At 45.1% G+C, this 23,376-nt stretch carries 26 protein-coding genes; 7 read left to right on the forward strand and 19 right to left on the reverse strand.

Annotated features, from left to right (window positions below; genetic code table 11):
• Window positions 1-60 precede the first annotated feature (60 nt).
• The 5 genes from J8N69_RS16525 to J8N69_RS16545 are packed head-to-tail and all read right to left on the reverse strand — an operon-like array spanning window position 61 to window position 4,254.
• Window positions 61-258, reverse strand: coding sequence for a Trm112 family protein (locus tag J8N69_RS16525; RefSeq protein WP_168822271.1), 198 nt, complete (start codon window positions 256-258; stop codon window positions 61-63).
• Window position 259: 1 nt separating this feature from the next.
• Entirely contained in the window at window positions 260-1,288 is a 1,029-nt protein-coding gene (gene lpxK / locus J8N69_RS16530; RefSeq protein WP_168822270.1) for a tetraacyldisaccharide 4'-kinase, read from the reverse strand.
• Complete coding sequence (locus J8N69_RS16535) at window positions 1,285-1,707, reverse strand: ExbD/TolR family protein (RefSeq protein ID WP_168822269.1); 423 nt, start codon at window positions 1,705-1,707, stop codon at window positions 1,285-1,287. Before J8N69_RS16535 ends, lpxK begins: the two co-directional genes overlap by 4 nt.
• On the reverse strand, window positions 1,704-2,330 hold the full coding sequence (locus J8N69_RS16540; RefSeq protein WP_168822268.1) for a MotA/TolQ/ExbB proton channel family protein: 627 nt from the start codon (window positions 2,328-2,330) through the stop codon (window positions 1,704-1,706). Before J8N69_RS16540 ends, J8N69_RS16535 begins: the two co-directional genes overlap by 4 nt.
• Window positions 2,331-2,343: 13 nt before the next feature.
• The gene (locus J8N69_RS16545) at window positions 2,344-4,254 is read right to left on the reverse strand and encodes a ComEC/Rec2 family competence protein (RefSeq protein ID WP_168822267.1); all 1,911 of its coding nucleotides are present in this window, start codon (window positions 4,252-4,254) and stop codon (window positions 2,344-2,346) included.
• A gap of 44 nt (window positions 4,255-4,298) precedes the next feature.
• Between J8N69_RS16545 and J8N69_RS16550 the strand changes: the two genes are divergently transcribed.
• Complete coding sequence (locus tag J8N69_RS16550; protein ID WP_168822266.1) at window positions 4,299-4,811, forward strand: DUF2062 domain-containing protein; 513 nt, start codon at window positions 4,299-4,301, stop codon at window positions 4,809-4,811.
• A 74-nt stretch (window positions 4,812-4,885) separates the two neighbouring features.
• Here J8N69_RS16550 and J8N69_RS16555 read toward each other — a convergent pair whose 3' ends face one another.
• From J8N69_RS16555 to dapA, 5 genes are all read right to left on the reverse strand, one after another.
• Window positions 4,886-5,572: an ABC transporter ATP-binding protein gene (locus J8N69_RS16555; protein ID WP_168822265.1), complete on the reverse strand. Its 687-nt coding sequence runs from the start codon at window positions 5,570-5,572 to the stop codon at window positions 4,886-4,888.
• Window positions 5,565-6,809 (reverse strand): lipoprotein-releasing ABC transporter permease subunit, encoded by a 1,245-nt coding sequence (locus tag J8N69_RS16560; RefSeq protein WP_168822264.1) that lies wholly within the window; start codon window positions 6,807-6,809, stop codon window positions 5,565-5,567. Before J8N69_RS16560 ends, J8N69_RS16555 begins: the two co-directional genes overlap by 8 nt.
• Window positions 6,810-6,889: 80 nt before the next feature.
• Window positions 6,890-7,606, reverse strand: coding sequence for a phosphoribosylaminoimidazolesuccinocarboxamide synthase (purC, locus tag J8N69_RS16565; RefSeq protein WP_168822263.1), 717 nt, complete (start codon window positions 7,604-7,606; stop codon window positions 6,890-6,892).
• A gap of 38 nt (window positions 7,607-7,644) precedes the next feature.
• Entirely contained in the window at window positions 7,645-8,718 is a 1,074-nt protein-coding gene (locus J8N69_RS16570; protein WP_168822262.1) for a hypothetical protein, read from the reverse strand.
• Window positions 8,715-9,596, reverse strand: coding sequence for a 4-hydroxy-tetrahydrodipicolinate synthase (gene dapA, locus J8N69_RS16575; protein ID WP_168822261.1), 882 nt, complete (start codon window positions 9,594-9,596; stop codon window positions 8,715-8,717). Before dapA ends, J8N69_RS16570 begins: the two co-directional genes overlap by 4 nt.
• A 175-nt stretch (window positions 9,597-9,771) precedes the next feature.
• Here dapA and bcp point away from each other — a divergent pair, with 175 nt between their 5' ends.
• Window positions 9,772-10,221, forward strand: a complete 450-nt coding sequence (gene bcp / locus J8N69_RS16580) for a thioredoxin-dependent thiol peroxidase (RefSeq protein WP_168822260.1) — start codon at window positions 9,772-9,774, stop codon at window positions 10,219-10,221.
• 170 nt (window positions 10,222-10,391) lie between these two features.
• Here the strand turns inward: bcp and J8N69_RS16585 are convergent, their stop codons facing one another.
• Window positions 10,392-11,372 carry an aldo/keto reductase gene (locus J8N69_RS16585; RefSeq protein WP_168822259.1) on the reverse strand — a complete coding sequence of 327 codons (981 nt, stop codon included), beginning with the start codon at window positions 11,370-11,372 and terminating at the stop codon, window positions 10,392-10,394.
• A 107-nt stretch (window positions 11,373-11,479) separates the two neighbouring features.
• On the opposite strand from J8N69_RS16585, the gene J8N69_RS16590 reads away from it, so the two are divergent.
• Window positions 11,480-12,385 carry a LysR family transcriptional regulator gene (locus J8N69_RS16590; protein WP_168822258.1) on the forward strand — a complete coding sequence of 302 codons (906 nt, stop codon included), beginning with the start codon at window positions 11,480-11,482 and terminating at the stop codon, window positions 12,383-12,385.
• A 25-nt stretch (window positions 12,386-12,410) separates the two neighbouring features.
• On the forward strand, window positions 12,411-13,295 hold the full coding sequence (locus tag J8N69_RS16595) for an AEC family transporter (RefSeq protein ID WP_168822257.1): 885 nt from the start codon (window positions 12,411-12,413) through the stop codon (window positions 13,293-13,295).
• Between the two features lie 22 nt (window positions 13,296-13,317).
• Here the strand turns inward: J8N69_RS16595 and J8N69_RS16600 are convergent, their stop codons facing one another.
• Complete coding sequence (locus J8N69_RS16600) at window positions 13,318-14,211, reverse strand: choline sulfate utilization transcriptional regulator (RefSeq protein WP_168822256.1); 894 nt, start codon at window positions 14,209-14,211, stop codon at window positions 13,318-13,320.
• 130 nt (window positions 14,212-14,341) lie between these two features.
• On the opposite strand from J8N69_RS16600, the gene betC reads away from it, so the two are divergent.
• Both betC and choX read left to right on the forward strand, forming a co-directional pair.
• Window positions 14,342-15,865 carry a choline-sulfatase gene (gene betC, locus J8N69_RS16605; RefSeq protein WP_168822255.1) on the forward strand — a complete coding sequence of 508 codons (1,524 nt, stop codon included), beginning with the start codon at window positions 14,342-14,344 and terminating at the stop codon, window positions 15,863-15,865.
• Window positions 15,866-15,909: 44 nt separating this feature from the next.
• Complete coding sequence (choX, locus tag J8N69_RS16610; protein WP_168822254.1) at window positions 15,910-16,854, forward strand: choline ABC transporter substrate-binding protein; 945 nt, start codon at window positions 15,910-15,912, stop codon at window positions 16,852-16,854.
• Window positions 16,855-16,915: 61 nt separating this feature from the next.
• Here the strand turns inward: choX and queF are convergent, their stop codons facing one another.
• From queF to J8N69_RS16625, 3 genes are read right to left on the reverse strand one after another with little or no spacing between them, the layout of a single operon-like run.
• Window positions 16,916-17,731 carry an NADPH-dependent 7-cyano-7-deazaguanine reductase QueF gene (queF, locus tag J8N69_RS16615; RefSeq protein ID WP_168822253.1) on the reverse strand — a complete coding sequence of 272 codons (816 nt, stop codon included), beginning with the start codon at window positions 17,729-17,731 and terminating at the stop codon, window positions 16,916-16,918.
• A 9-nt stretch (window positions 17,732-17,740) separates the two neighbouring features.
• Window positions 17,741-18,514 carry an ABC transporter permease gene (locus J8N69_RS16620; RefSeq protein ID WP_168822252.1) on the reverse strand — a complete coding sequence of 258 codons (774 nt, stop codon included), beginning with the start codon at window positions 18,512-18,514 and terminating at the stop codon, window positions 17,741-17,743.
• Window positions 18,515-18,518: 4 nt separating this feature from the next.
• Entirely contained in the window at window positions 18,519-19,433 is a 915-nt protein-coding gene (locus J8N69_RS16625; protein ID WP_168822251.1) for an ABC transporter ATP-binding protein, read from the reverse strand.
• A gap of 59 nt (window positions 19,434-19,492) precedes the next feature.
• On the opposite strand from J8N69_RS16625, the gene J8N69_RS16630 reads away from it, so the two are divergent.
• Window positions 19,493-19,900, forward strand: coding sequence for a PA2817 family protein (locus tag J8N69_RS16630; RefSeq protein ID WP_168822250.1), 408 nt, complete (start codon window positions 19,493-19,495; stop codon window positions 19,898-19,900).
• Between the two features lie 50 nt (window positions 19,901-19,950).
• On the opposite strand, the gene fabF is transcribed toward J8N69_RS16630, so the two are convergent.
• From fabF to fabD, 4 genes are all read right to left on the reverse strand, one after another.
• The gene (gene fabF, locus J8N69_RS16635) at window positions 19,951-21,192 is read right to left on the reverse strand and encodes a beta-ketoacyl-ACP synthase II (protein WP_168822249.1); all 1,242 of its coding nucleotides are present in this window, start codon (window positions 21,190-21,192) and stop codon (window positions 19,951-19,953) included.
• A 104-nt stretch (window positions 21,193-21,296) separates the two neighbouring features.
• Window positions 21,297-21,530, reverse strand: coding sequence for an acyl carrier protein (gene acpP, locus J8N69_RS16640; protein ID WP_012069834.1), 234 nt, complete (start codon window positions 21,528-21,530; stop codon window positions 21,297-21,299).
• A 132-nt stretch (window positions 21,531-21,662) separates the two neighbouring features.
• Complete coding sequence (gene fabG, locus J8N69_RS16645; protein ID WP_168822248.1) at window positions 21,663-22,397, reverse strand: 3-oxoacyl-ACP reductase FabG; 735 nt, start codon at window positions 22,395-22,397, stop codon at window positions 21,663-21,665.
• Between the two features lie 54 nt (window positions 22,398-22,451).
• Window positions 22,452-23,375: an ACP S-malonyltransferase gene (gene fabD / locus J8N69_RS16650; RefSeq protein ID WP_168822247.1), complete on the reverse strand. Its 924-nt coding sequence runs from the start codon at window positions 23,373-23,375 to the stop codon at window positions 22,452-22,454.
• Window position 23,376 lies beyond the last annotated feature (1 nt).

Below are 23,376 nucleotides of genomic sequence, written 5' to 3' on the forward strand. Positions count from 1 at the left end.
GGGCTAGCTTAATTTTCTCTTTCTGACACATTTTAAACAGCGTCAGCTGCTTTTGCGCTTTCACTTTGACGAGCCTGACTCTAGGCGCTCATCTGCCGTCAAAGTACGGGCTTCTGTTTCTAATAATACCGGGATACCATCACGGATCGGATACGCCATACCACCCACTTTACTGATCAACTCGCTCCCGTCTTTGCTCAAGGTAAGCGTGGCTTTGGTCACTGGGCAAACAAGGATATCTAATAAGGTTTTATTCATGCTAATGATCCACTTTTATAAGGTTTAATTTTTCTAGAAAAGCGTGCTGAAAACACTCTGGCAATTGCAAAGACACCGGTAAGTACCAAATATTTTCATTCACTACGCTAAGAGATTGACATTTTACCGCGTCTTTTTCCGTCATGATAATGGCCCTGTCAGCAGGTATGTCATTCTTGTCAAACGCATGGTGATCGGCAAACCATTGATGAGTCGTATGCTTTTTTTGCAAGCCGAGTTGCTCTAAGGTGTCAATGAAACGTTCAGGGTTACCAATGCCAGCCATAATATGCCATTTTGTATGAGAGACAAATGCTTGCTGGCAATCTAAACGCCTTGCACCATCCAAAGACATCAACCTGCTTGGAATAAGCGGCGCCAAGGTAATTGGCAACGACAGTTTTTCAAGGGCGTCTGTCATTTCATGGGACACACTCACCACAAAATCAACTTCTTTGAGTCGCTCAACCGGCTCTCTCAATGGCCCGACTGGCAACAATTGACCATTTCCCACACCGCGTTTGGCATCCAACATGGCGACTTCAATATCTCTATTGAGTTGATAATGCTGCATACCATCATCACTGATGACCACATCCACATCGGTGGTCGCCAGAAGATATTTAACCGCCTCATCTCTTTTTGAAAACACTACCATTGGGCAAGCCGCTCGGCGCACCAACATGACGGGTTCATCCCCCACCGCCAAGGTTGAGCTTTCTGGATAAACTGGGGTTGGCACGGTTATTTTTGCACCATGTCCTCGTGAAACAATACCGGGGCGATAACCGTGCGCTTTTAAGAGTTGGCACAGGGCTACTACCATGGGCGACTTCCCCGTCCCTCCAACGCTAATGTTCCCCACTACCACAACGGGAACAGGAGCGCGGTAGGATTTTTTCGACTGTTCTAAAAAAGCGCGCCTTTTGTTGAGCACCAATCGTCTAATGAGAGGCTGCAGAGGCCGAAAGACATTTGTCCAACCACAACGGCCATACCAAGAACGTGTAAACAACGACTCAACACTCACTGAATAGGCTCTTTCTGTGCGGTGTGAGCAAGCTTGCTGATACCCAGCGAGGCAGCGGCGTCATAAACTCTAAGCACCATATCATAAGAAGATTTAGCGTCTGCGGTGATAATTAAAGGACGCGTATAATCCCCTTCCGTAACTTCTTTTAAGCCTTGCACCAGAGTGCTGACTTTTTCGTTAATCAACGTTTGGCCATTAATCACATATTGACCATCGGCGGTAATAATCAATTCAACGTTTTTTGTACGGTCAGAACTAGGAGCATTAGAGGTTGCCGTTGGTAAATCTATGGTGAGCTCTGTGCTTTGATTAAATGTGGTACTGACCATAAAGAAAATCAGCAGCAAAAAGACCACGTCGATCAAAGGCGTTAAATTAATCTGCACGTCATCTATTTTTTGACGTCGAAATTTCACTGGGCAGCTCCTGTTTTATCTCGATCACCATGTAAGGAGTCAATCAATTTGGTGGACTGCTGCTCCATCGTCACGACTAACTCATCGATACGACGACTAAAAAAACGATGGAAAATTAAAGCCGGAATGGCCACGCCCAATCCAGCTGCCGTGGTTAACAAGGCTTCTGATATACCGCCAGCCAATAACGCCGTATTACCCGCCCCACTTTCCATCAACACGGAAAAGACTTTAATCATTCCAACCACAGTACCCAACAAGCCTAGCAAGGGTGAGATTGCTGCGATCGTACCAAGAGTATTCATAAAACGTTCTAGTTCATGAATCACATGACTGGCCGCTTCTTGGACACTTTCTTTCATTGAGTTACGGCCATGTTTAGAGTTCAGAAGACCCGCCGCAAAAATAGACGCCAAGCCGGTTTTGGCTTGCATAGAACGAATATATTCGAGGCTCATTCTATCGTCTCGTAATCGTGTCATCACCTCAGACAACAGCCCTTTTGGTGCCACATTTTTTTTGCGCAAGGTCCAAAACCGCTCAAGAATAATCGCCAATGTTAGAATCGAACAAGCCATTAATGGCCACATGAAAAAACCACCCGTCTGAATAAAAGCTAACACGTTGCTCTCCAAATTAAATTTGACTGTAATTTAACACACTCTCTAACTTTTCTACACGCTTGCAAGTGTCAGATTTTAAGAGAAAAAACGAATATACGCAGGAAGAGTGACGCAATGAAATTTGGCCATTTGAAAAATAAAAAAACAAGGATTCACCCTCCGCAACCACCAGCCAATTTATTTGTAAGGCATGCAAAACAGCCAACACACTTGGTGGCTCTTTTTTTTGCAGAATCACCCAATCAATATCCGCCTGCAGAAGCGTAGCAGCGGTCAATGCTGAGCTTAAACGGGGCGACAAAATATAACGCCCCTCGTCTTTCACCTTCAAATAAGACTGAATCATCAGCCGGTCCATTTGATTATCCGCCCAGCCATTTAATAATAAAATCTCCCCCTGTTTTTTTAACACCAGCGTCCGATTAATATTTTCCAGTGAGATATCCGCTTTGGAAGGGCCAAACAATATGGAATAAAACAACACACACCAGATGCACAAGGCCCCCATCATGCCTCGCTTTAACGGACTCTGGTACACCCAATAGCACACCAGAAACAGCATGAGAAAACGCGGTACAGGCGAAGAAAACACATCAAAATGCAGCAAAGGCGCAGAAAAAACCAACCATTCCAATGCTCGCATCACATAAACGAGTAAGCCTTCCAGCATCCCATAGCCAAGCGTCGAACCAAACACGAGTGTCTCTAAGCAAGCCAGTAAAACCCATGGAAACCAAATAAAAGCCGCCAAGGGAATCAGCACAATGTTAACCAAGATAGCGCTACTGGAAATAGCCTCTTGCCAGCCAAGAATCAACACCATGGATGCGGTACTCAACATGACTTGCACCATAACCAAACGAGACCAAGCGGTTGAAATCTGGCAAAAGCCAATTAGCAAATACACCATGCTAAACGAAAGCCAGAGCCCAGGACTTAATAACGTTCTAGGAGAAAACAGTAAAACCAACCAGAGCGCAAAAGTGATAATACGGTAAGGAGACACCTTCAACGCCATCATTCGAGCACACAAGTAGACACTTAACATGATCGACGCCCTAACCACGGGTTCTCCCCAATTCGTAATATAGGCATACCCAAGTAGCAGAGGAATAACAATAATCACATCATAATGCCAACGGCTCACCCCCGAGAGCAGTATTGCCCTCGGGCTCAACCACCAAATAAGGCGGCTAATAACACTGCCTATGGCAAACATAAAACCCGTGTGCAAACCAGAAACCACAAAAAGGTGCGCCAAGCCTAAGGTACGAACCACCCAAGTATCTCGCTCAGTCCACAAATCATCGCTGCCCAATAAAAGCGCTTTAGAGAATCGCCAATGATCAAACCCAGAAAAAGCATGATCCAAATAGGCAAACAGCTGATTTCTCAGCGGCATCACGGCAGAGTGCAACTGAGACTCATCGGCATCGGCAAAACGTATCCCTAACTGTGCCCGCTGATGCTTGACATAGAGATTTCTCTGCCACCAAGGGCCCTCTTTATCGGCTGGTACAAGACTAACAACCTCGCCTTCTACCCAGCGCCCTTGTTTAGTCAAAAGCGAGCTTAAGATGAAGTCATCCAACGTGTGGCGAACACCATCAGAAGAAAAGAACTGGACGCTGACATAGTTTTTTCTAAACGGCACCGAGCTTAGCGATGACTCAGCAACCACCAGCTGCCGAGCGTCAAAATCAACCGACACCGAGTCACCAATCTGCACACTAAGTGGTGGGCTTTCTGGAAATTCATGATAGAGAATGGAAATAAAGGATAGAAGTGTCAAAAGCAATGCGATTAAACGCTTTGTACGCATTAGATAGAGACACACTAGAATGATGTGCGTAGAATACAGCCAGAAATAGTGGCTCGGCACCAATATGGCGCCCATCAATACGGATAAACTACTTAGTAACATAAGACCTCCTTGTCTTAAATTGCTAAATTATTTTTCACCTAACTATGCCAAAAAATTATCTAAAAAAAATCATACCTAACTCAGAAAAGCTGAGACAAAGTAAAGCGCTAGGTCTATTAGGGTCTCAAATTTATGAGGCTAATTTATGGCACCTCAACCGCAAATCTGTCGCTCGGGCATTTTTTAATGGCTTGTTTTGGGCCTTTATTCCCATGCCTTTTCAGATGCTCGCCTCGGCCTTACTCGCTATTCCCTTACGCGCCAACATCCCATTGTCGATTGCATTAGTGTGGATCACAAACCCCCTCACTATGCCTTTTGTATTTTATTGCAACTACAAAGTAGGCACCTTAATACTGGGTGCTCAAGACAAAAAAGACTTCCAACTTTCTGTCGAATGGATCTGGGATAAATTGGAGCACATTTGGCTGCCGCTCTATGTTGGCTCATTCATCTCTGGTCTCGTCGTTGGTGCTATCAGCTATGTCCTTATTACCATCTTATGGCGACTGCATGTGATTAAACGCTGGAAAGAACGCACCCTTCGCAATAAATAACACCTCAAAGCATTTAAAAAATGCCGACAAAAAGCCAAAAATATCCGTGAATCTAGCCTTTAATCTTTTACCGCTTACTTTAGCCTATGCAAGGCACCCTGCGATAAGCGATGAGCAGAATCCATCCATCCCAGCATTTTTTCATCATGCGTCACCACCAGAAAAGCCATATTGTAAGTCACTTTTAACTCGTTAATCAGGTTCTGAATTTCTAACGACGTGGCTTCATCTAAGTTTCCTGTTGGTTCATCCATCAACACGCAAGCCGGACGATTCGCCAGTGCGCGGGCAATCGCCACACGCTGCCGTTCTCCGCCAGAGAGTTGTGAAGGCTTATGATCTAGCCGATCTTTTAACCCCACCTGTGCCAACAATGTTTCTCCGCGCTGCTTTGCTTCCTGCTTATTCATGCCCGCAATCCACATCGGCATGAGCACGTTTTCTAAGGCGCTAAATTCCGCTAATAAATGGTGAAACTGATACACAAAGCCCATTTCTTTATTGCGCATTTTAGCGCGTTTTGCATCACTAATACTGGACCAAGAAACCTGCGCCAACTTAACATCGCCAGTCGTGGCCAAATCCAACCCCGCCAACAAATTCAGCAAGGTGGTTTTACCAGATCCAGAAGCCCCAACAATAGCGCAAGCCTCGCCTTTGTTTAGTGTTAAATCAATAGAGTGAAATACCTCAATAACCTGCTTACCGTCTTGGTATTGTTTAGACAGCGAATGACACTCTAGAACGATATTATTACTCATAACGTAATGCCTCTGCTGGCTCTACTTTGGAAGCTCGCCAAGCGGGGTAAATCGTCGCGGCAACCGTCATAATAAAGGCTGATATGACAATAAGCCTCACATCAGACCATTCTAGCTGTGATGGCAAATAATTAATAAAGTACACATCCGCATTCAAAAACTGAACATTTAATAATGTCTGCATGGCGGCAATAAGATCGCTCACGTTCAGCGCTAAGGCCACCCCTGAGACGACACCAATCAAGGTGCCCAGCATACCAATAAACACGCCTTGAACAATAAACACCCACATCACTTGAGCCGAGGTTAAGCCCATGGTTCGAAGAATCGCAATATCATTACGCTTATCCGTTACCACCATGACCAAGGTCGAGACAATATTAAAAGCCGCCACCGCAACAATAAGTAAAAGCAACAAACCTATCATGGTTTTTTCCATCTGAATGGCTTGAAACAAATTTCCGTGAGTACGAGTCCAATCACTCACCCGATTTTGACCTGGCACTTCACGGGCGATATCCCAAATACGAGTCGGGGCAACAAACAGATCATCAAACGAAATTCTCAAGGCTTCAGCATCGTCGCCTTTATAGCGCTTGAGTTTGGCCGCGTCTTTTATATTGATATAAGCCAAGCTACTGTCTAATTCAGCTCCCACCTCAAAGGTACCCACGACAGTGAAACGCTTCAGTACTGGCGCAACACCGGCAATAGAGACATTGGCCTTAGGTAAAATGGCCGTGACTTTATCGCCAATCTCCACCCGCAGCATTTTGGCGAGCTGCGCCCCTAAAACGATACCAAAACGCGTTTCATTGAGCGCATTAAGTGAACCTGAAGCCATGTTGTCATCAATAATAGAAACCTTTTTTTCCATCTCTGGATTGATGCCATTCAAGATAGCACCATGAACGCTTTGACCCGATTGAAACATGACCTGCGCTTGAATATGAGGAGCAACCCCAACCACGTTGGGCATTTTTTCAACCAATTTGGCGGTACCACGCCAATCGTCTAAAACAGGCGAGCCCCATAAAGTAGCGTGAGGCACCATACCTAAAATTCGTTGTCGTAACTCCCTATCAAAGCCGTTCATCACAGATAACACCGTGATAAGCACCATTACGCCAAGCGCAAGGCCAGCAATAGATGAAAAGCTAATAAAAGAAATAAAATGATTGGAGCGTTTTGCCCGAGCGTAACGCAGGCCAATGGCGACAGGGAGGAAATTAATCAATGTGTGTCCTTGAATGGCAAGCTTGCGTGGCAACAATGGAGGAGCAAGCCCCTCCATTATGAACTAAATCATTCGTCCACTTAGGCGTCGAAATCAATGCCTATACGACGACCAACATCCTCGTAAGCTTCGATTACCCCACCTAAACCTTGACGAAAACGGTCTTTGTCTAATTTCTCTTTGGTGTTGGCGTCCCATAAACGGCAGCCGTCAGGTGAAAACTCGTCACCTAATAAAACCTCACCTTTATATAGACCAAATTCTAATTTGTAATCCACCAAAATCATGCCGCCTTCGGCAAAAATCGCTTTTAATACATCATTCACCTTGAAGGTAAGCGCTTTTGCTTTCTCTAAATCTGCCGTTTTGGCCCAACCAAATGATTCCACATGTGACTCATTTATCATTGGATCCCCTAGGGCATCATTTTTTAAGAATAACTCAAAGGTCGGCGGAGTAAGGGTAATTCCCTCTTCCACACCTAGACGACGGCACAAACTACCTGCCGCAACATTACGGACAACACATTCGATAGGCATCATATCAAGACACTTAACCAGCGACTCGGTATCGCTTAAAAGCGTCTCAAAATGGGTTGGAATACCCGCTTCTTGCAATTTTGTCATGATGAAGGCGTTGAACTTGTTATTCACCATGCCTTTACGCTCAAGCTGTTCTATTCTTTTGCCGTCAAATGCCGAGGTGTCATCACGAAACACTAGAACCATCTTGTCAGGATCATCTGTACGAAATACAGATTTTGCCTTACCTGCATACAGCTCTTGTCGTTTTTCCATTGGAGGGTCTCCGGTTTGTCTTTGTGAGGGGTTAATCTTTAATTTACAAAACGCTGTGCCAAATGAAACGACACCACTTCAGGCAATGCCATTGATGACACATCAATCACCAAGAAATCACCTGCTTTTTGATGAGTGATTTGGTAAGCGTATTCTCGCTCTTCCCAACCGACATCATCAAGGTTTCGACGACGCGTATTGAACAGTTTCATTTCGCTACCCTTGCCACTAGGGACCATGAAGTCAATCACATCGCCAATACGTGCAACCTCTTCCGGCGGCACAGGTGCCAGCATGTTTTCCACTTCTGGCATCAAATACATGCCCGCCATGTTCAATTTAGTTTCAATATCTGCTGGCGAGACGTTTTTGCCTAAGTAAATAGCATACAAACCTTGATGATCAACCCAAACAGGGAGCGGCGATGTGTCGTCACGATTTGAAAGGTAAGCCGACGATTGATTCAATTGACGCCCCATTGCGCCCCATAAGCGTACCGCCACCGAATAAGCATCGTCATTTTGAACAGGGCTCATCCAGCGACTGGGTTCTACATCCTGCTGTTCGTCACGAAACTGAACGCTTACCCGTGTTTTGTCACCGGATTCACTAAAGCGGAATGAAAAAACCGTTTGTGCTGGATGCAAGCGGGTGATATCGCTCCACAAAGACGCCCACCAACCTTGCGGATGAAAGTCAAAAGCAATGGAGATAATTTGATTGTCGGTTTGCGATGCAATGGATGTACCCGCACCATGAAGCGCCGTCAGAAAATCCGCAACGATGCGCTTTGCTTGTTGCTGATCTGCTGGCACTAAGAATTCAATGGCATCGTCTTGCTCGGTCACACCCACATTAACCATTGGGTAAAACACAAACGGGGCTCTTGGTGTCGTAAAAGAATCAGAGGGTTCTAAATTACCGATTTTATCTTCATTAGGAATAACCAGTAGATCTTTTGACTGTTTAGACCCTGCTGGTGTTTCCAGTGTCGATGTCACCGGCTTTTCATTCTGATAATCATTGGAATGGTCTGTCAAAAACAGACTACAACCGGATAAACCTAAGGCGATTGACGTCGCGCCAACAAACTGTAAAGCAAACTTATTCATACTAATAAAATTCCAGCTTCTATCATTGCCTGTCGAACGGCAGAATGGTGATGTTCAGAAAGAGGGGTTAATGGTAACCGAATACCATCATCACACAAGCCCAATTGACTACACGCCCATTTAACAGGAATAGGATTGGACTCTAAAAATAAATTTTTATGCAAAGACGAAATAGTGGTATCAATCGCATGGGCTTGATCTGCCTGACCAGCCAATGCGAATTCTGCCGCTTGAGCGACCGCTTTTGGGGCAACATTCGCGGTCACTGAAATATTGCCCTTGCCACCTAGCAACATCAATGACACCGCCGTTGGATCGTCTCCTGAGTACACTGCAAAGTGCTCTGGCAACGCCTTAATCAGCGCGTCACCACGCTCTAAATCCCCTGTAGCATCTTTAATACCAACTATGTTTTTGATGGCGGATAGACGAACCACGGTGTCATTTTGCATATCACAAGCCGTTCTTCCGGGGACATTATACAGAATTTGAGGAATATCAACGGCGTCAGCAATGGCTTTAAAATGTTGGAACAAACCTTCTTGAGTCGGTTTGTTGTAATAAGGCGTCACCAATAAACAGGCATCGGCACCCGCGTCTTTTGCTCGACGAGTCAGATCAATCGCTTCATGCGTTGCATTCGCCCCCGTTCCTGCAATCACAGGAATACGCCCATTCACGGTACGGACCACTTGACGAATCACATTGGCGTGCTCTTCTGGGGTCAAGGTCGACGATTCACCGGTTGTACCGACAGCAACAATGCCATGGGTTCCTTCATTGATATGAAACTCGACTAGATCATCTAATTTTTTAGTGTCTACAGCGCCATCTGCTGACATCGGTGTGATAAGCGCAACTAAACTACCTGTGATCATTTCGAGTCTCCGATAAAAATATTAAGCGGCGCCTATAGTAACGTCCAGACTCACCTTTAACAATAATTGCGGCGCGTAAAGCCGGAGTAAATTAGCAAGAAAAGACATCTGAGGGGATTTTTTGTTTCACCCTTGCTAAGCTACGGTTTATAAACGCACAAACAGAGGACACCTTATGACAATTGAAATTGGGCAACCCGCCCCAGACTTTAGCGCCAAAGACCAAAACGGCGACACCATCACTCTCAGTCAATTCAAAGGCAAAAAAGTCGTTTTGTATTTTTACCCTCGGGACTCAACACCAGGTTGCACAGCACAGGCTTGCGATTTGCGTGATAACTATCAAGCCCTACTTGATCAAGGTTTCGTCATTCTTGGCATCAGCACAGATACAGAGAAAAAACATCAAAACTTCATCGCGAAATACAATCTGCCGTTTCCCTTGATTGCCGATACTGAAAAAACAGTTCATGAGCTATACGGCACTTGGCAACTTAAAAAATTCATGGGACGAGAGTCTATGGGGACAGTGAGAACGACGTTTATCATCGATCAAAATGGCATGATAGAGGACATTATCAGCAAGGTGAAAACCAAAGCCCACGCCGAACAAATATTAAAATAAATACCCTTAATCAATACAGCAAGACGGTTAAACTAAAAAATGGCGCGATAAAATCGCGCCATTTTTTCAGAGGTTTAGTGCGTTCAGAGACTTAGTGCATTCAGAGGTTTAATGAATCAGAAACTTAGTGACTCAAAGGCTCAGTTACTAAGAGATTGAGCCTCTCAAAATCAGATACCACCGCGAATATGACCTCTCACTTCTGCACGGTAAAAATCGGTCAACAAGGCATGCAACTCGCTGCTTAGCGGCGGCAAAGCCGATGCCGCGGCATTGCGTGTCACCTGAGATGAGCGGCTGGCGCCAGCAATAATACTCGAAACCTGTGGCTGATCTAAAATCCAACGCAGCGACACATCTAGTATATTTTGGCCTTCAGGCAATTTTGCCTTTAATGCTTCTACTAATGCCACGCCTTTTTCAAACGGAATTCCGTTAAACGTCTCTCCCACATGAAACGCCGCGCCATCTTTATTGTAAGAGCGATGATCATGCTCATCAAAGCGATGATCAAGAGACATTTTCCCAGACAGTAAACCGCTTGCTAATGGTAAACGTACAATAATGCCGACGTTGTTTTTTTCGGCTAATGGCAAGAGGGATTCAACCGCGTCTTGACGAAAAACATTGAATAAAATCTGCAAGCTGGCCAATTCAGGGTGAGCACAACAAAACGTCGCTTCGTCTAGCATTTCTACACTGGCACCAAAGTGCTGGACAACGCCTTCTTTTTTAAGGTCTTCCATCCAAGCCAGTATATCCCCTGAAAACAGCACATCGCGAGGCACACAGTGCAGCTGTGCAAGATCAATCGTCTCGACGCCGAGTCGTTTAGCGGAGGCCTGCAAACTCTTCTTCACCGCCGCCTTGCTGTAACCATTAGGATAGAGCGCTGCATCACGCCCGACCTTAGTCGCGATAATAGGCGATTTGCTTAAAGTGTTACGCCATTGGCCTATTCTCTGTTCGCTTAAACCACCACCATAAACGTCCGCCGTATCAAAAAAATGAATACCTTCGTCAACGGCCGTTTGCAATATAGTAGTCGCTTCCTTATCTTCCACAGGACCAAAATCATTCCCTAATTGCCAGCATCCTAAGCCGACTTCCGACACCTCAAAGCCTGTTTTTCCTAATGTTCTTGTTTTCATAAACACTCCTATGCACGAATTAATGATGAATGGCGCTACTATACGAGCCTTTTTACTGTTTATAATTATCAATATATTAAAATCATTGTTTAATAAGGCTTAACAATATGAGTGCTAATTTCCCGCAAGGCCTACGAGAGTTTTTAACCGTTGTTGAATCACAAAGCTTTTCCAAGGCCGCTGAGCAACTGAATATTTCTCGAGCCAGAGTGTCGCAAATCATTAGCCGCCTAGAAAAAGACATGGGCGTACAGTTGCTGTATCGCTCTACCCGATCACTTTCTCTGTCTCCCGCTGGAGAAACTTTTTATCAGCTTTCACGTCAGGGAGTAGACCAACTAGAACATGCCGTATTATCCGCCCAAAACGCTCACGCCAGTATTGGAGGCCAAATCAGAATCAATGCCGTGGGTGGTTTATTTGGTGAAGAAATACTCGCGCCGCTCTTGCTGAGATTTATGCGTGACAACCCAAAGATAGAAATAGAGCTCAGCTTTTCCAGTACAAGAGAAGATTTAATTGAATCGCAGTATGACCTTGTTGTCAGAATGGGTTCGCTTACTAATTCCAACCTGATTGGCCGCAGACTCACCCGCTATGCCAACTATCTTGTCGCGAGTCCTGCTTATGTTGAGACCATGCCTAAGCTCAACAGCCCGAAAGATTTGCTGGACCATACTTTAATCAATGGCTCGGTAAAAAGATGGTCATTCACACACCTTAACAGCAAAGAAAAATACGAGCTTCCGGTGCAAGGAAAGCTTAAATGTTCAAATGGGCATGTCGTAAAACAGGCGACACTCGAAGGCCTAGGTATCTCTAGACAGCCAGCGTATTATGTTGAGCAAGATATTCAATCAGGACGACTGATACAGCCATTACCAGACTGGCAACTCCCCCACTCCGACGTCAGTTTACTCTATCCAAAATCAAGAAATATCAGCCTCAGAGTAAAAGCCTTGGTGCACTACCTGGTGGAAGCCTTTAGTATTGACGCTAACAAAAACGCATAACACGAAGGCGCCCTTAAGGATTTCTATGCTATTGGCTTTGGCTGGCTCACTCACTCCCGTTGTATTGATCATTTTTTTAGGCTTTTTTCTTGGTAAAAAAACACACTATTTAGAAAGCCCATCGCTTAGCGCTCTGGTGTCCAATGTAGGCTTACCCGCCCTGCTACTGCACTCGGTTTTGTCTATGCAAATGCAAATTTTTAGCATGCTAAAAATTATTGCTGCCACCGTGCTGGTATTAGCGCTAGTCGCCTTACTTTCCTACTTATTTCTCAGAGCCCTTAAACTGTCGCCACAATTTTACTTGCCCCCTTTGGTCAATCCAAATACGGGGAATCTGGGCATTCCTGTTGCCTACGCTTTATTTGGAATAGAAGGCATGGCGATTGCGGTGGTCATTTCATCCATCGTGCAGATCAGCCATTTCACCTTGGGTGTTGGCTTTATGTCAGGCACTTACCACCCAAAACAATTACTCAAAAGTGGCGCCATTATTACGCTGCTTGTGGGTGGCGTTTTCCTCAGCTTGGATGTCAGTCTCCCCGTGCCCTTAATGAGCACACTGAACATGATCAGCCAAATCACACTGCCCATTATGTTAATGCTACTAGGCAAATCGATTAGCAACCTAACCATAAAAGAACGCCACAAAATTGGCAGAGCCGCGCTATTGTCTCTGTTTCGCCCTATTATCGGGGCGTTGAGCGCCTGCACAGTCGTGTATTTTTTTCCGCTGACCCCGTTAGAAGGCGCGGTACTGATAGTGCTAAGCGCCATGCCCGTTGCCGTCATCAGCTACATGTTGGCCACCACTTTTAAAGGACCTGTGGACGAAATCGCATTGATGATTTTATTTTCTCTTCCCCTATCGCTTTGCACGATTGGGGTTCTCTGGTGGCTGTATTTATAAAAAAGCATTCATATAAAAACGATTAAGACTTAAGCCAATCAATAAACGCGGAAACGGGTGCCGTGGGTGCCCGTTTTTTCGACACCACAATATAGTAGCCATTATCAGATTGCACCGCGAAATCTGACAGCGCGACCAGCACGCCGCTTTGAATAAAGTCATCCAATAGTGGTGACCAGCCAAGCCCCACCCCTTGACCAGAAATCGCAGCCTGGGCCAACAAAGTATAATTATCAAACTCCATCACAGATTCAGAGGGTTGCCATTGGGCACCCTGCTGCTGAAACAGCAATTCCCAATCCATCCATTTTTGCCCCATATCAGCATTTAACTTTAACAATGGCGCTTTTATCAAATCCGTTAGATTGGTAAAGCCAGAAAATTCATCCAATAGCTTTGGACTGCATACCGGATAAACCTGCTCAGGTAATAATTTTTCCGTCAAATAGCCTTGATATTGCCCTTCGCCAAATAAAATCGCCACGTCCGCTTCAATTGATACCAAATCCACTTCAGATTGAGAAGTTTGAATGCGGATATCAATGTCTTTATGTAGACGACGAAATTCTGGCAAGCGAGGCATGAGCCAAAAAGCGGCAAAAGCAAAATCCGTTGCGACAGTAATACGTTGGGACGTTGGTTTTTGTTTTATCTTTTGCATCACATTACGCAAGTCTTGCAAACTCGACTGTGTCGTTTTTAGTAAAATATGCCCCGCATCCGTCAATACCACACCACGATAAATTCGCTCAAATAATGGTGCGCCAAGTGAAACCTCTAATGTCCGTATTTGCTGACTTACCGCCGGTTGTGTCGTGCCTAATTCGCGCGCGGCAGCAGTAAAGCTCAACAGCCTTGCGGCGGCCTCAAAAACGACAAGTGATTGCAATGGTGGCAACTCTGAGTTTATTAACATAAGTTAAACTTATCCAATACATAAGATTTTAGTCAGTTTACAGCATCTTTTTCATGGCGCAATGTAAGCAAAGCAGGGTTATTGCCACTCAATAAATCCTAACTTCAATGTTTATCCATTAGAGAAAATCATGTCAAACAAACAACCTAACATTCTTTTTATTATGGCCGATCAAATCGCAGCCTCTGCTTTGCCCATCTATGGGCACCCTGTTGTAAAAACCCCCAACCTGAGCAAACTCGCTGAAAGTGGCGTAGTCTTTGACTCGGCGTATTGCAACAGTCCGCTCTGTGCGCCCTCTAGATATGTACTAATGACAGGTCAGCTTCCTAGTAAAATTGGCGCTTATGACAACGCCGCTGACCTAGCGGCGGACATTCCAACCTTTGCCCATTACTTGCGAGCACAAAACTACAAAACCGCACTCTCCGGTAAAATGCACTTTTGTGGCCCGGATCAACTGCATGGATTCGAAGAGCGCCTCACTACCGATATTTACCCTGCTGATTATGGCTGGTTTCCCAATTGGGATGACCTTAAAACGCGCCCTACCTGGTATCATAATATGTCGTCTGTTACTCAAGCAGGCCCCTGTATACGCAGCAATCAACTGGATTTTGACGACGAAGTCGTTTTCCACGCCCAGCGTTATCTATACGACTATGTACGACGCGAGCAGGATCGTCCATTTTGCCTTACCGTTTCCATGTCACACCCACACGACCCTTACGCAATACCGCAAGAATATTGGGACAGATACCAAGAGGATGAAATAGATCCCCCTAAAATCACCATTAATAAAGAAGACCAAGACCCACACTCAGCACGATTACAAGAAGTTTATGCTTATCACGATCAAGCACTAAGTGAGCAACAAGTTCGCAACGCTCGACGCGCTTACTACGGCGCCATTAGCTACGTAGACGACAAAATCGGCATGTTATTAAAAACACTAGAAGAAACAGGCCTAGCCGATAATACCATTATTGTTTTTTCCGGCGATCATGGCGATATGCTCGGCGAACGCAACCTTTGGTATAAAATGTCGTTTTTTGAAGGGTCAGCTCGCGTCCCTATGATCGTTCACGCACCCCAACATTTTTCAGCTAAGCGCGTCAAAGAATCGGTTTCCACCATGGATCTATTACCCACTTTCCTTGAAATGGCGACGAACACCACAGACCATCATTATGCCATGCCCATACAAGGCAGAAGCCTAATGCCACATATTGAAGGCAACGCTGGCGGGCACGACGAAGTAATCGGTGAGTATTTTGGTGAGGGCGCCATTGCCCCACTTTTAATGATACGCAGAGCACAATATAAATACGTCTATTGCGCAATCGATCCAGAGCAGTTATTTGACCTAGAAAATGACCCAGATGAGCTAATTAATCTAGCGACAAACCCAGATTATGCTGACCTATGCAAGGCTTTCAAACAGGAAGCGTTGGAGCGCTGGGATTCTGATGCAATGACCCAAGACGTTCTAATCAGCCAACGCCGACGTCGTTTAATTGTCAAAGCCATGAACAAAGGAAAAAAACTCGCATGGGATCACCAACCTATCTTCGATAGCAGCGAAATGTACATGAGAAACCACATTGACCTAGACGATTTGGAAAGCCGATCTCGATTCCCTAAAATCGTATAACCAACAATACGCAAACAAAGACCAACACTTATAGGAGCACGCAAATGACAGTATTTCCTTTTAATCAGAAAGGGCTCAAAGCCTTGGGGGTTACAAGCTTACTACTTAGTAGTAGCTTAGGGCTCGCTGCTGAACCAGAGCAATGTCAAAAAGTGACTTTTAGCGACCCGGGCTGGACGGATATTGGTGCCACCAATGGCATAGCAACAACCCTTTTAAACGCAATGGGATACGATACACAAGTCTATCTTCTAAGCGTCCCTGTCGGTTTTGAAAGCTTAAAAAATGGCGAAATAGATGCCTTTATGGGCAACTGGATGCCGGCTCAATCGGCTTTTATTGATAAATACAAAGACAATATTGAGATCGTTCGCACCAACTTAGAAGGCGTAAAATTCACCTTGGCTGTTCCAACCTATGTGTTTGACGCAGGCGTAAAAGATTTTTCCGACTTACAAAAATTTAGCAAAGACTTTCGTCAGCGCATATATGGCATTGACGCAGGCGCGCCCGCCAACCAGAAACTACAAGATATGATAGACAGCAATGATTTTGGTCTAAAAGAGTGGAACCTTGTTGAGTCAGGCGAACAAGCTATGCTATCGCAAGTATCAAGAACCGTAAAACGAGACAACTTCATTGTTTTTCTCGCTTGGGAACCTCACCCAATGAACGTAAACTTTGATTTAAAATACTTAACCGGTGGCGACGAATATTTCGGACCCAACTATGGCGGAGCAACCATCAGAACCTTGACCCGTAAAGACTATACAAATGAGTGTCCTAACGTTGGCAAGCTGCTCAGCAACCTTAAATTTAGCCTAACAATGGAAAACGAAATCATCGGCTCAAGTGAAAAGCCCGAACAAGCCGCAGAAAATTGGATCAAGGCTCACCCAGGCGTGCTAGACAACTGGCTCCAAGGGGTGACAACCTATAATGGAGAACCCGCATTGTCCGTGGTAAAAGGTCAACTTGGCCTCATGTAAACAAAATATTGAGCACAAAAAAACCGCATTCAACATGCGGTTTTTGTTTTTTTTGATCACACTACTGGCGTGTAAGACGATTATTCCCTAGCACCAGCGGGACTGAAGAACGGTAAGGGTTGATGTCCAATCCTCCGCGCCTTACATAACGCGCATAAACCGTTAAGCTTTCTGGCTGACACTGACGCATGATGTCGATAAAAATACGCTCAACACATTGCTCATGAAAATCCGTATGCTCACGAAAAGAAATAACATACTTTAATAAGCTGTCATGGTGAATTTTAGGGCCTTTGTACTCAATAAAAACCGCCCCCCAATCAGGTTGATTGGTAACAGGGCAATTGGATTTTAACAGGTGGCTCACCACACGCTCTTCGACAACCCCAACCGTCTTGTCCGTTGCCAACAACCCCGCGTTAGGATGGTATTCCGACACATCCACATCCAATTCATCAATGCAGTAGTCTGGGGTCAAGACGACCAGCGACGCCATCGAATCAACATCCCGAATCATCACCGTCACAGCAGCACCCGCCGCGTTAGAAAGATCCTTCTCAAGGATGGCTTGCACTGCTTCCATAGAGTCATAACGCATTTGATTCAATGAATTTAAATACAATTTAAACGATTTAGATTCAATAATATTAGGCGAATCACAGGGTAAACGAATCTCCGCCAAAGCAACAACTGGCTTTCCTTTCGCATTTAACCAAGACAACTCATACGCATTCCAAACATCTTCACCATAAAAGGGTAAGCGTTCGGACTCAATGCCCATTTCGGTCCATTTATCCACTCTTGCAATGGGGTAAAGCAACCCTGAATCGTACTCAGAAACATACTCTGTTTGCTGACCTAAGGGTAAAAAACCCATATCACTTCCTCAACTTCTAATACCTTTGCCCTGATTGAGCAAACGCAGACCAAAACCAAATAACACCACAATAAACACACAAACAATTACCAGCGCCCAATACACATTGATATCAGACACACCCAAAATACCGTAGCGAAACGCATTAACCATATAAAGAACAGGGTTTAAAAGCGAAACAGACTGCCAGAAGTCGGGTAATAAATCGATAGAATAAAACACCCCACCAAGATACGTTAGAGGCGTTAAAATGAATGTAGGGACAATAGAGACATCATCAAAGCTTCGAGCGTAAATGGCATTAACAAATCCCCCCAGCGAAAACATCACCGCCGTCAAACACACCACCAACACAGTCAAAAACAAGCTCTCCAGCGCTAAGTGCGTAAAAAACAACGACAGCACAGTAACAATCAAACCCACACACAAGCCTCGTGCCACACCGCCTAGTGTGTAACCCAGCAGAATCACCCAATTGGGTGTCGGCGATACCAGTAACTCTTGTACGCTGTGCTGAAACTTGGCCGAGAAAAAAGACGATGATACATTCGAATAGGCGTTGGTAATAATAGACATCATGATTAAACCAGGCACAATATATTGCATATAGCTAAAGCCCCCCATTTCGCCAATTCGGTCACCAATCAAGTTACCAAATATAGCGAAATACAAGGTCATCGTAATGGCTGGTGGCAACAATGTTTGCGGCCAAATACGAGTAAAGCGACGAATTTCCCTGACTAAAATAGTATAAAACGCGACCCAAATTTCCGAATTTTTCATCTGCTTAGCCTTTAATTAATTTAACGAAGAGCTCTTCAAGTCGATTGGACTTATTACGCATACTGACCACATTGATAGCAATAGAATCTAGCGCCTTAAAAATCGCATTAATAGACTGCCCTTTAATGACCTCCACCTCTACCGTAGTAGCGTCTTTACTTACCGCAACACTAAAGCCCGGCAAAGACCAATCATCAGGCAATCGGGTATCCAGATCTAAAATAAAGGTTTCCTGATTCAGTGTTTTCAACAAGGCTTTAACGCTGGTATTTTCGACAATTTCCCCAGCGTTGATAATGGCAATGTTACGACATAGCTGTTCCGCTTCTTCTAAATAATGCGTCGTCAAAATAATCGTTGTACCTTGCTCATTTAACTTTTTGATGAACTCCCACATAGAACGACGCAGTTCAATGTCTACCCCAGCGGTTGGCTCGTCTAAAATAAGCACTTCTGGCTCATGAATTAAGGCTCTTGCGATCATCAAACGACGCTTCATACCGCCAGACAACATTCGAGATTGATCATTCCGTTTATCCCAAAGATCCAATTGCTTTAGGTATTTTTCCGCGCGCTCTTCGGCCACAGAACGACCGATGCCGTAAAACCCCGCTTGCGTTACCACCACGTTAAACACGGTTTCGAACACATTAAAGTTAAACTCTTGCGGCACCACCCCTAAATATTGTTTGGCTTTGGCAAAATCTTTATCAATGTCCGTACCAAAAATAGACACCCGGCCCGATGTTTTATTCACCAACGAGCATAAAATGCCGATAGTGGTCGACTTACCGGCGCCATTAGGCCCCAGCAATGCAAAAAAATCGCCTTTTTCAACATTTAAATTGATCCCTTTTAGCGCTTCAAATCCACCATCATAGCGTTTTTTAAGGTCACTAATTTCGATTGCATATGTCATAATTGAAACTCTCGTACGGCATGGCCGACTAATAATTATTTACTTGAATAGGGTTTTACGTGGAATCACGCACACAATACATACTTGATGCTTTTTCTGATCTGCGCCAGCGAATTGCAGAACATGCACCATTCAACCAGCCAGACTTAGCAGAAGAAGAACTGGATTTTTTAACAAAATGGGATGAGCTGACGAGCAATATCCAGAAAAATACCCATGACTATACTTTTGATGCCCAAGAAATATTATCGCGCTTCATTCGTTGCTATGCGAACCTAGTTCCTTTAATAAAACGAGAACTGCTGTGGTTCGTCGGGGGAGAGTGCTTACACTTTTTAGGTGACGAAGAAATCGCCCTTTACCAACAGCTAGAAGATCGTTTGTATGAACTAGATAGCCGCAACGAAACGTACGATATAACAAAAGAAATCAGCACGCTACGCGGCATATCAACACAAATTCATTAATCATGAGCAAAACACAACAAGTGGGCGGCACTGAGTCCGCCCACTTGCCTTTAAGGCATTTTCTTAAAAACAAGTGTTCCGTTCGTCCCGCCAAACCCAAAAGAGTTATTCAGCACAACCTCTATTTTACGCTTTTGCGGCGTACCCGGAATATAGTTTAAATCACAGCCTTCGCCTTGCTCTTCTAGGTTTATCGTCGGTGGCGCCACTTGATCTCGAATCGCCAAGATCGAAAAAATGGACTCAACCGCACCAGAAGCCCCCAATAAATGCCCTATCATCGACTTAGTTGAACTGATTGCCACGTCAGAGGCATCGTCTCCCATCAGAGACTTCACTGCTTGCGTTTCGGCCAAATCGCCAGCAGGCGTCGACGTACCATGAGCATTTATATAATCAATGTCTAAAGGGGTCAGCTTGGCATCCTTTAGAGCGGCACGCATGGCAGACGCCGCGCCTTCGCCATCTTCCGGTGGAGCCGTCATGTGGTGCGCATCATCACTCATACCAAACCCCACAAGCTCAGCGTATATTTTCGCACCTCGAGCCACTGCGTGCTCATATTCTTCCAGCACCAAAATACCCGCACCATCGCCCATCACAAAACCATCGCGGTCTTTATCCCAAGGGCGACTGGCTGTTTTATAATCATCATTACGAGTAGACAAGGCCCGAGCCGCCCCAAAACCACCAATACCCAGTGGCGTAATGGCCATCTCAGCACCGCCAGCAATCATCACATCGGCATCACCGTAGGCAATCATTCGGCCCGCCATGCCAATATTATGCGTCCCTGTTGTACAGGCGGTGACAATGGAAATATTAGGGCCTTTAAAGCCAAAACGAATGGCAACATGACCAGAAATCATATTAATAATCGCGCCTGGTACAAAAAAAGGAGAAATACGTTTTGGACCGGATTCATTCAATAGCTCTAGGTTTTTTTCAATCATTGGCAAACCGCCAATACCAGAACCAATCGCACAACCAACGCGATTTAAATCGGCAGTCTCTGCATTTAAATTTGCATCCTCTAACGCCTGCACGGCCGCGGCGATACCATATTGAATGAAAAGATCCATTTTGCGGGCCTCTTTCACGCTCATATATTGAGTCGCATCAAAGCCATTTACCTGTGCCGCAAAACGAGTGGAAAACTGGCTAGCATCAAAAGAGGTGATCTCCGAAACACCGCTCTTACCTTCCAGTATGTTATCCCACGTATCTTTCACATTATTGCCAAGGGGTGTCACCATTCCCATACCTGTGACTACAACCCGACGACGAGACATAAGATTCCTCCAGTCATTCACCCTTAACCATCATGGGCTATTAATAAGAAAAGCCGCTGTAACGAATACAAGCGGCTTTTCGGGAAACTCATTTCACCAATGTATTACAAGTTAGCGTTTATGTAATCGTTCGCTGCTTGTACAGTAGTGATTTTCTCTGCTTCTTCATCAGGAATTTCAGTATCAAATTCCTCTTCAAGAGCCATTACTAGCTCAACAGTATCTAGGGAATCGGCACCTAGGTCATCAACAAAAGATGCTGAAGCAACAACATCTTCTTCTTTAACGCCTAGTTGTTCACAAACGATTTTTTTAACGCGTTCTTCAATGCTACTCATTAGAAGTTCCTACTCTACTCATTAACAGCTCAGTGTGAGCATATTATAAAAATTCGATCACCTAAAAGGCGTGATTCTCGACATGAACCGGAGACGTATTTTCGTTGAATTAAACATAAAATTCAACTCAAATTACGACATATACATACCGCCATTGACATGTAATGTCTCACCGGTGATGTAAGCGGCGCCATTTGACGCCAAAAACGCGACAGCTGCCGCAATTTCTTCGGGTTGACCAAGACGTGATGAAGGCACTTTTTCGACCAATTTAGCCTTATGCTCTTCAGGCAACACCTTAGTCATATCTGTTTCGATAAACCCTGGGGCAACACAGTTGACCGTAATTCCACGAGACGCAATCTCTGCCGCCAAAGAACGACTAAATCCTTCTAGACCGGCTTTTGCCGCGGAATAATTGGTTTGTCCACCATTCCCCATAGAGCCAACGACTGAACTAATGCTAATAACACGACCGAATTTTGCTTTGGTCATGCCACGTAAGCAAGCTTTTGTGACACGAAAGACCGAGGTAAGGTTAGTATTAATCACCTGACCCCATTCATCTTCCTTCATGCGCATCATAAGGTTATCACGAGTAATACCGGCATTATTAACCAAAATAGTTGGCGCACCAAATTCCGCTGTAATTTCCTTCACAACAGCATCAACGGATTCGCTTGATGATACATCCAGCACCCAGCCTTTGCCATTCGTCCCTAAATATTCACCGATACTTTGCGCACCCGACTCACTGGTCGCTGTACCGATAACCGTTGCGCCCTGCTCAACCAAAGCAACAGCAATTGCTTTGCCTATACCGCGAGTAGCGCCCGTTACCAGTGCGATTTTTCCTTCAAGACTCATGCTTGTCTCCAACAATGTATTTTGAACCGTTTATTTCGAACCTATAATAAAACTTTATACAGATAAAGCCGCTTCAAACCCAACCAAATCACCTAAAGAAGCCGTTTCCAAGCCTTTAACGATTCGCTTATTAAGACCGCTTAATACCTTGCCCGGACCACATTCTACCGTAGACGTTACACCAAGCTCAGCAAGCAACACAACAGATTGCGTCCACAACACTGGCTCACTTAACTGGGCAACTAGGTTCGCCTTAATGACAGAAGGATCCGAAACCGCTTGAGCCGTCACGTTCTGCACCAAAGTACAAGTGGGCGAATGAAACGCAATCGTCTCAAGTTTTTCAGCCAGCTTCGCACCGGCAGGAATCATCAGCTCACAATGAGACGGAACGCTCACTGGCAGAGGCAAAGCCCGCTTGGCACCCGCTTCTTTTGCGTTTGCCATGGCCGCTTCTACTGCCGCAACGTGACCTGCGATAACAACCTGACCTGGCGAATTAAAGTTAACCGCACTCACAATACCTGGCGCCGCGTCACACGCAGCAACCACTTTATCATCATCAAGACCGATAATTGCCGCCATCGCCCCCTCACCCGCAGGAACCGCTTGCTGCATATATTCGCCACGCAACTTAACCAGTTCAACCGCATCCGTAAAGGCAATCACGCCAGCACACACCAAGGCAGAATATTCACCAAGACTGTGACCTGTAACATACGCTGGCTGTTCACCGCCCTGCTGCTCCCAGAGACGCCACAAAGCAACACTGGCCGTCAACAAGGCCGGTTGCGTTTTGTCGGTTTGACTCAGCTTGTCCGCATCATTTTGCACAAGACGCCATAAATCATAACCAAGAACCTCGGACGCTTCTGCGAACGTTTGCTCTATTATGTCGTGCTTTTCGGCCAAATCCGCCAACATTCCCAACTGCTGAGAACCCTGACCTGGAAAAACAAAAGCTAATTTACTGCTCATT

Source organism: Marinomonas profundi, from assembly GCF_020694005.1.
In the GTDB taxonomy this organism is placed as follows: domain Bacteria; phylum Pseudomonadota; class Gammaproteobacteria; order Pseudomonadales; family Marinomonadaceae; genus Marinomonas; species Marinomonas profundi.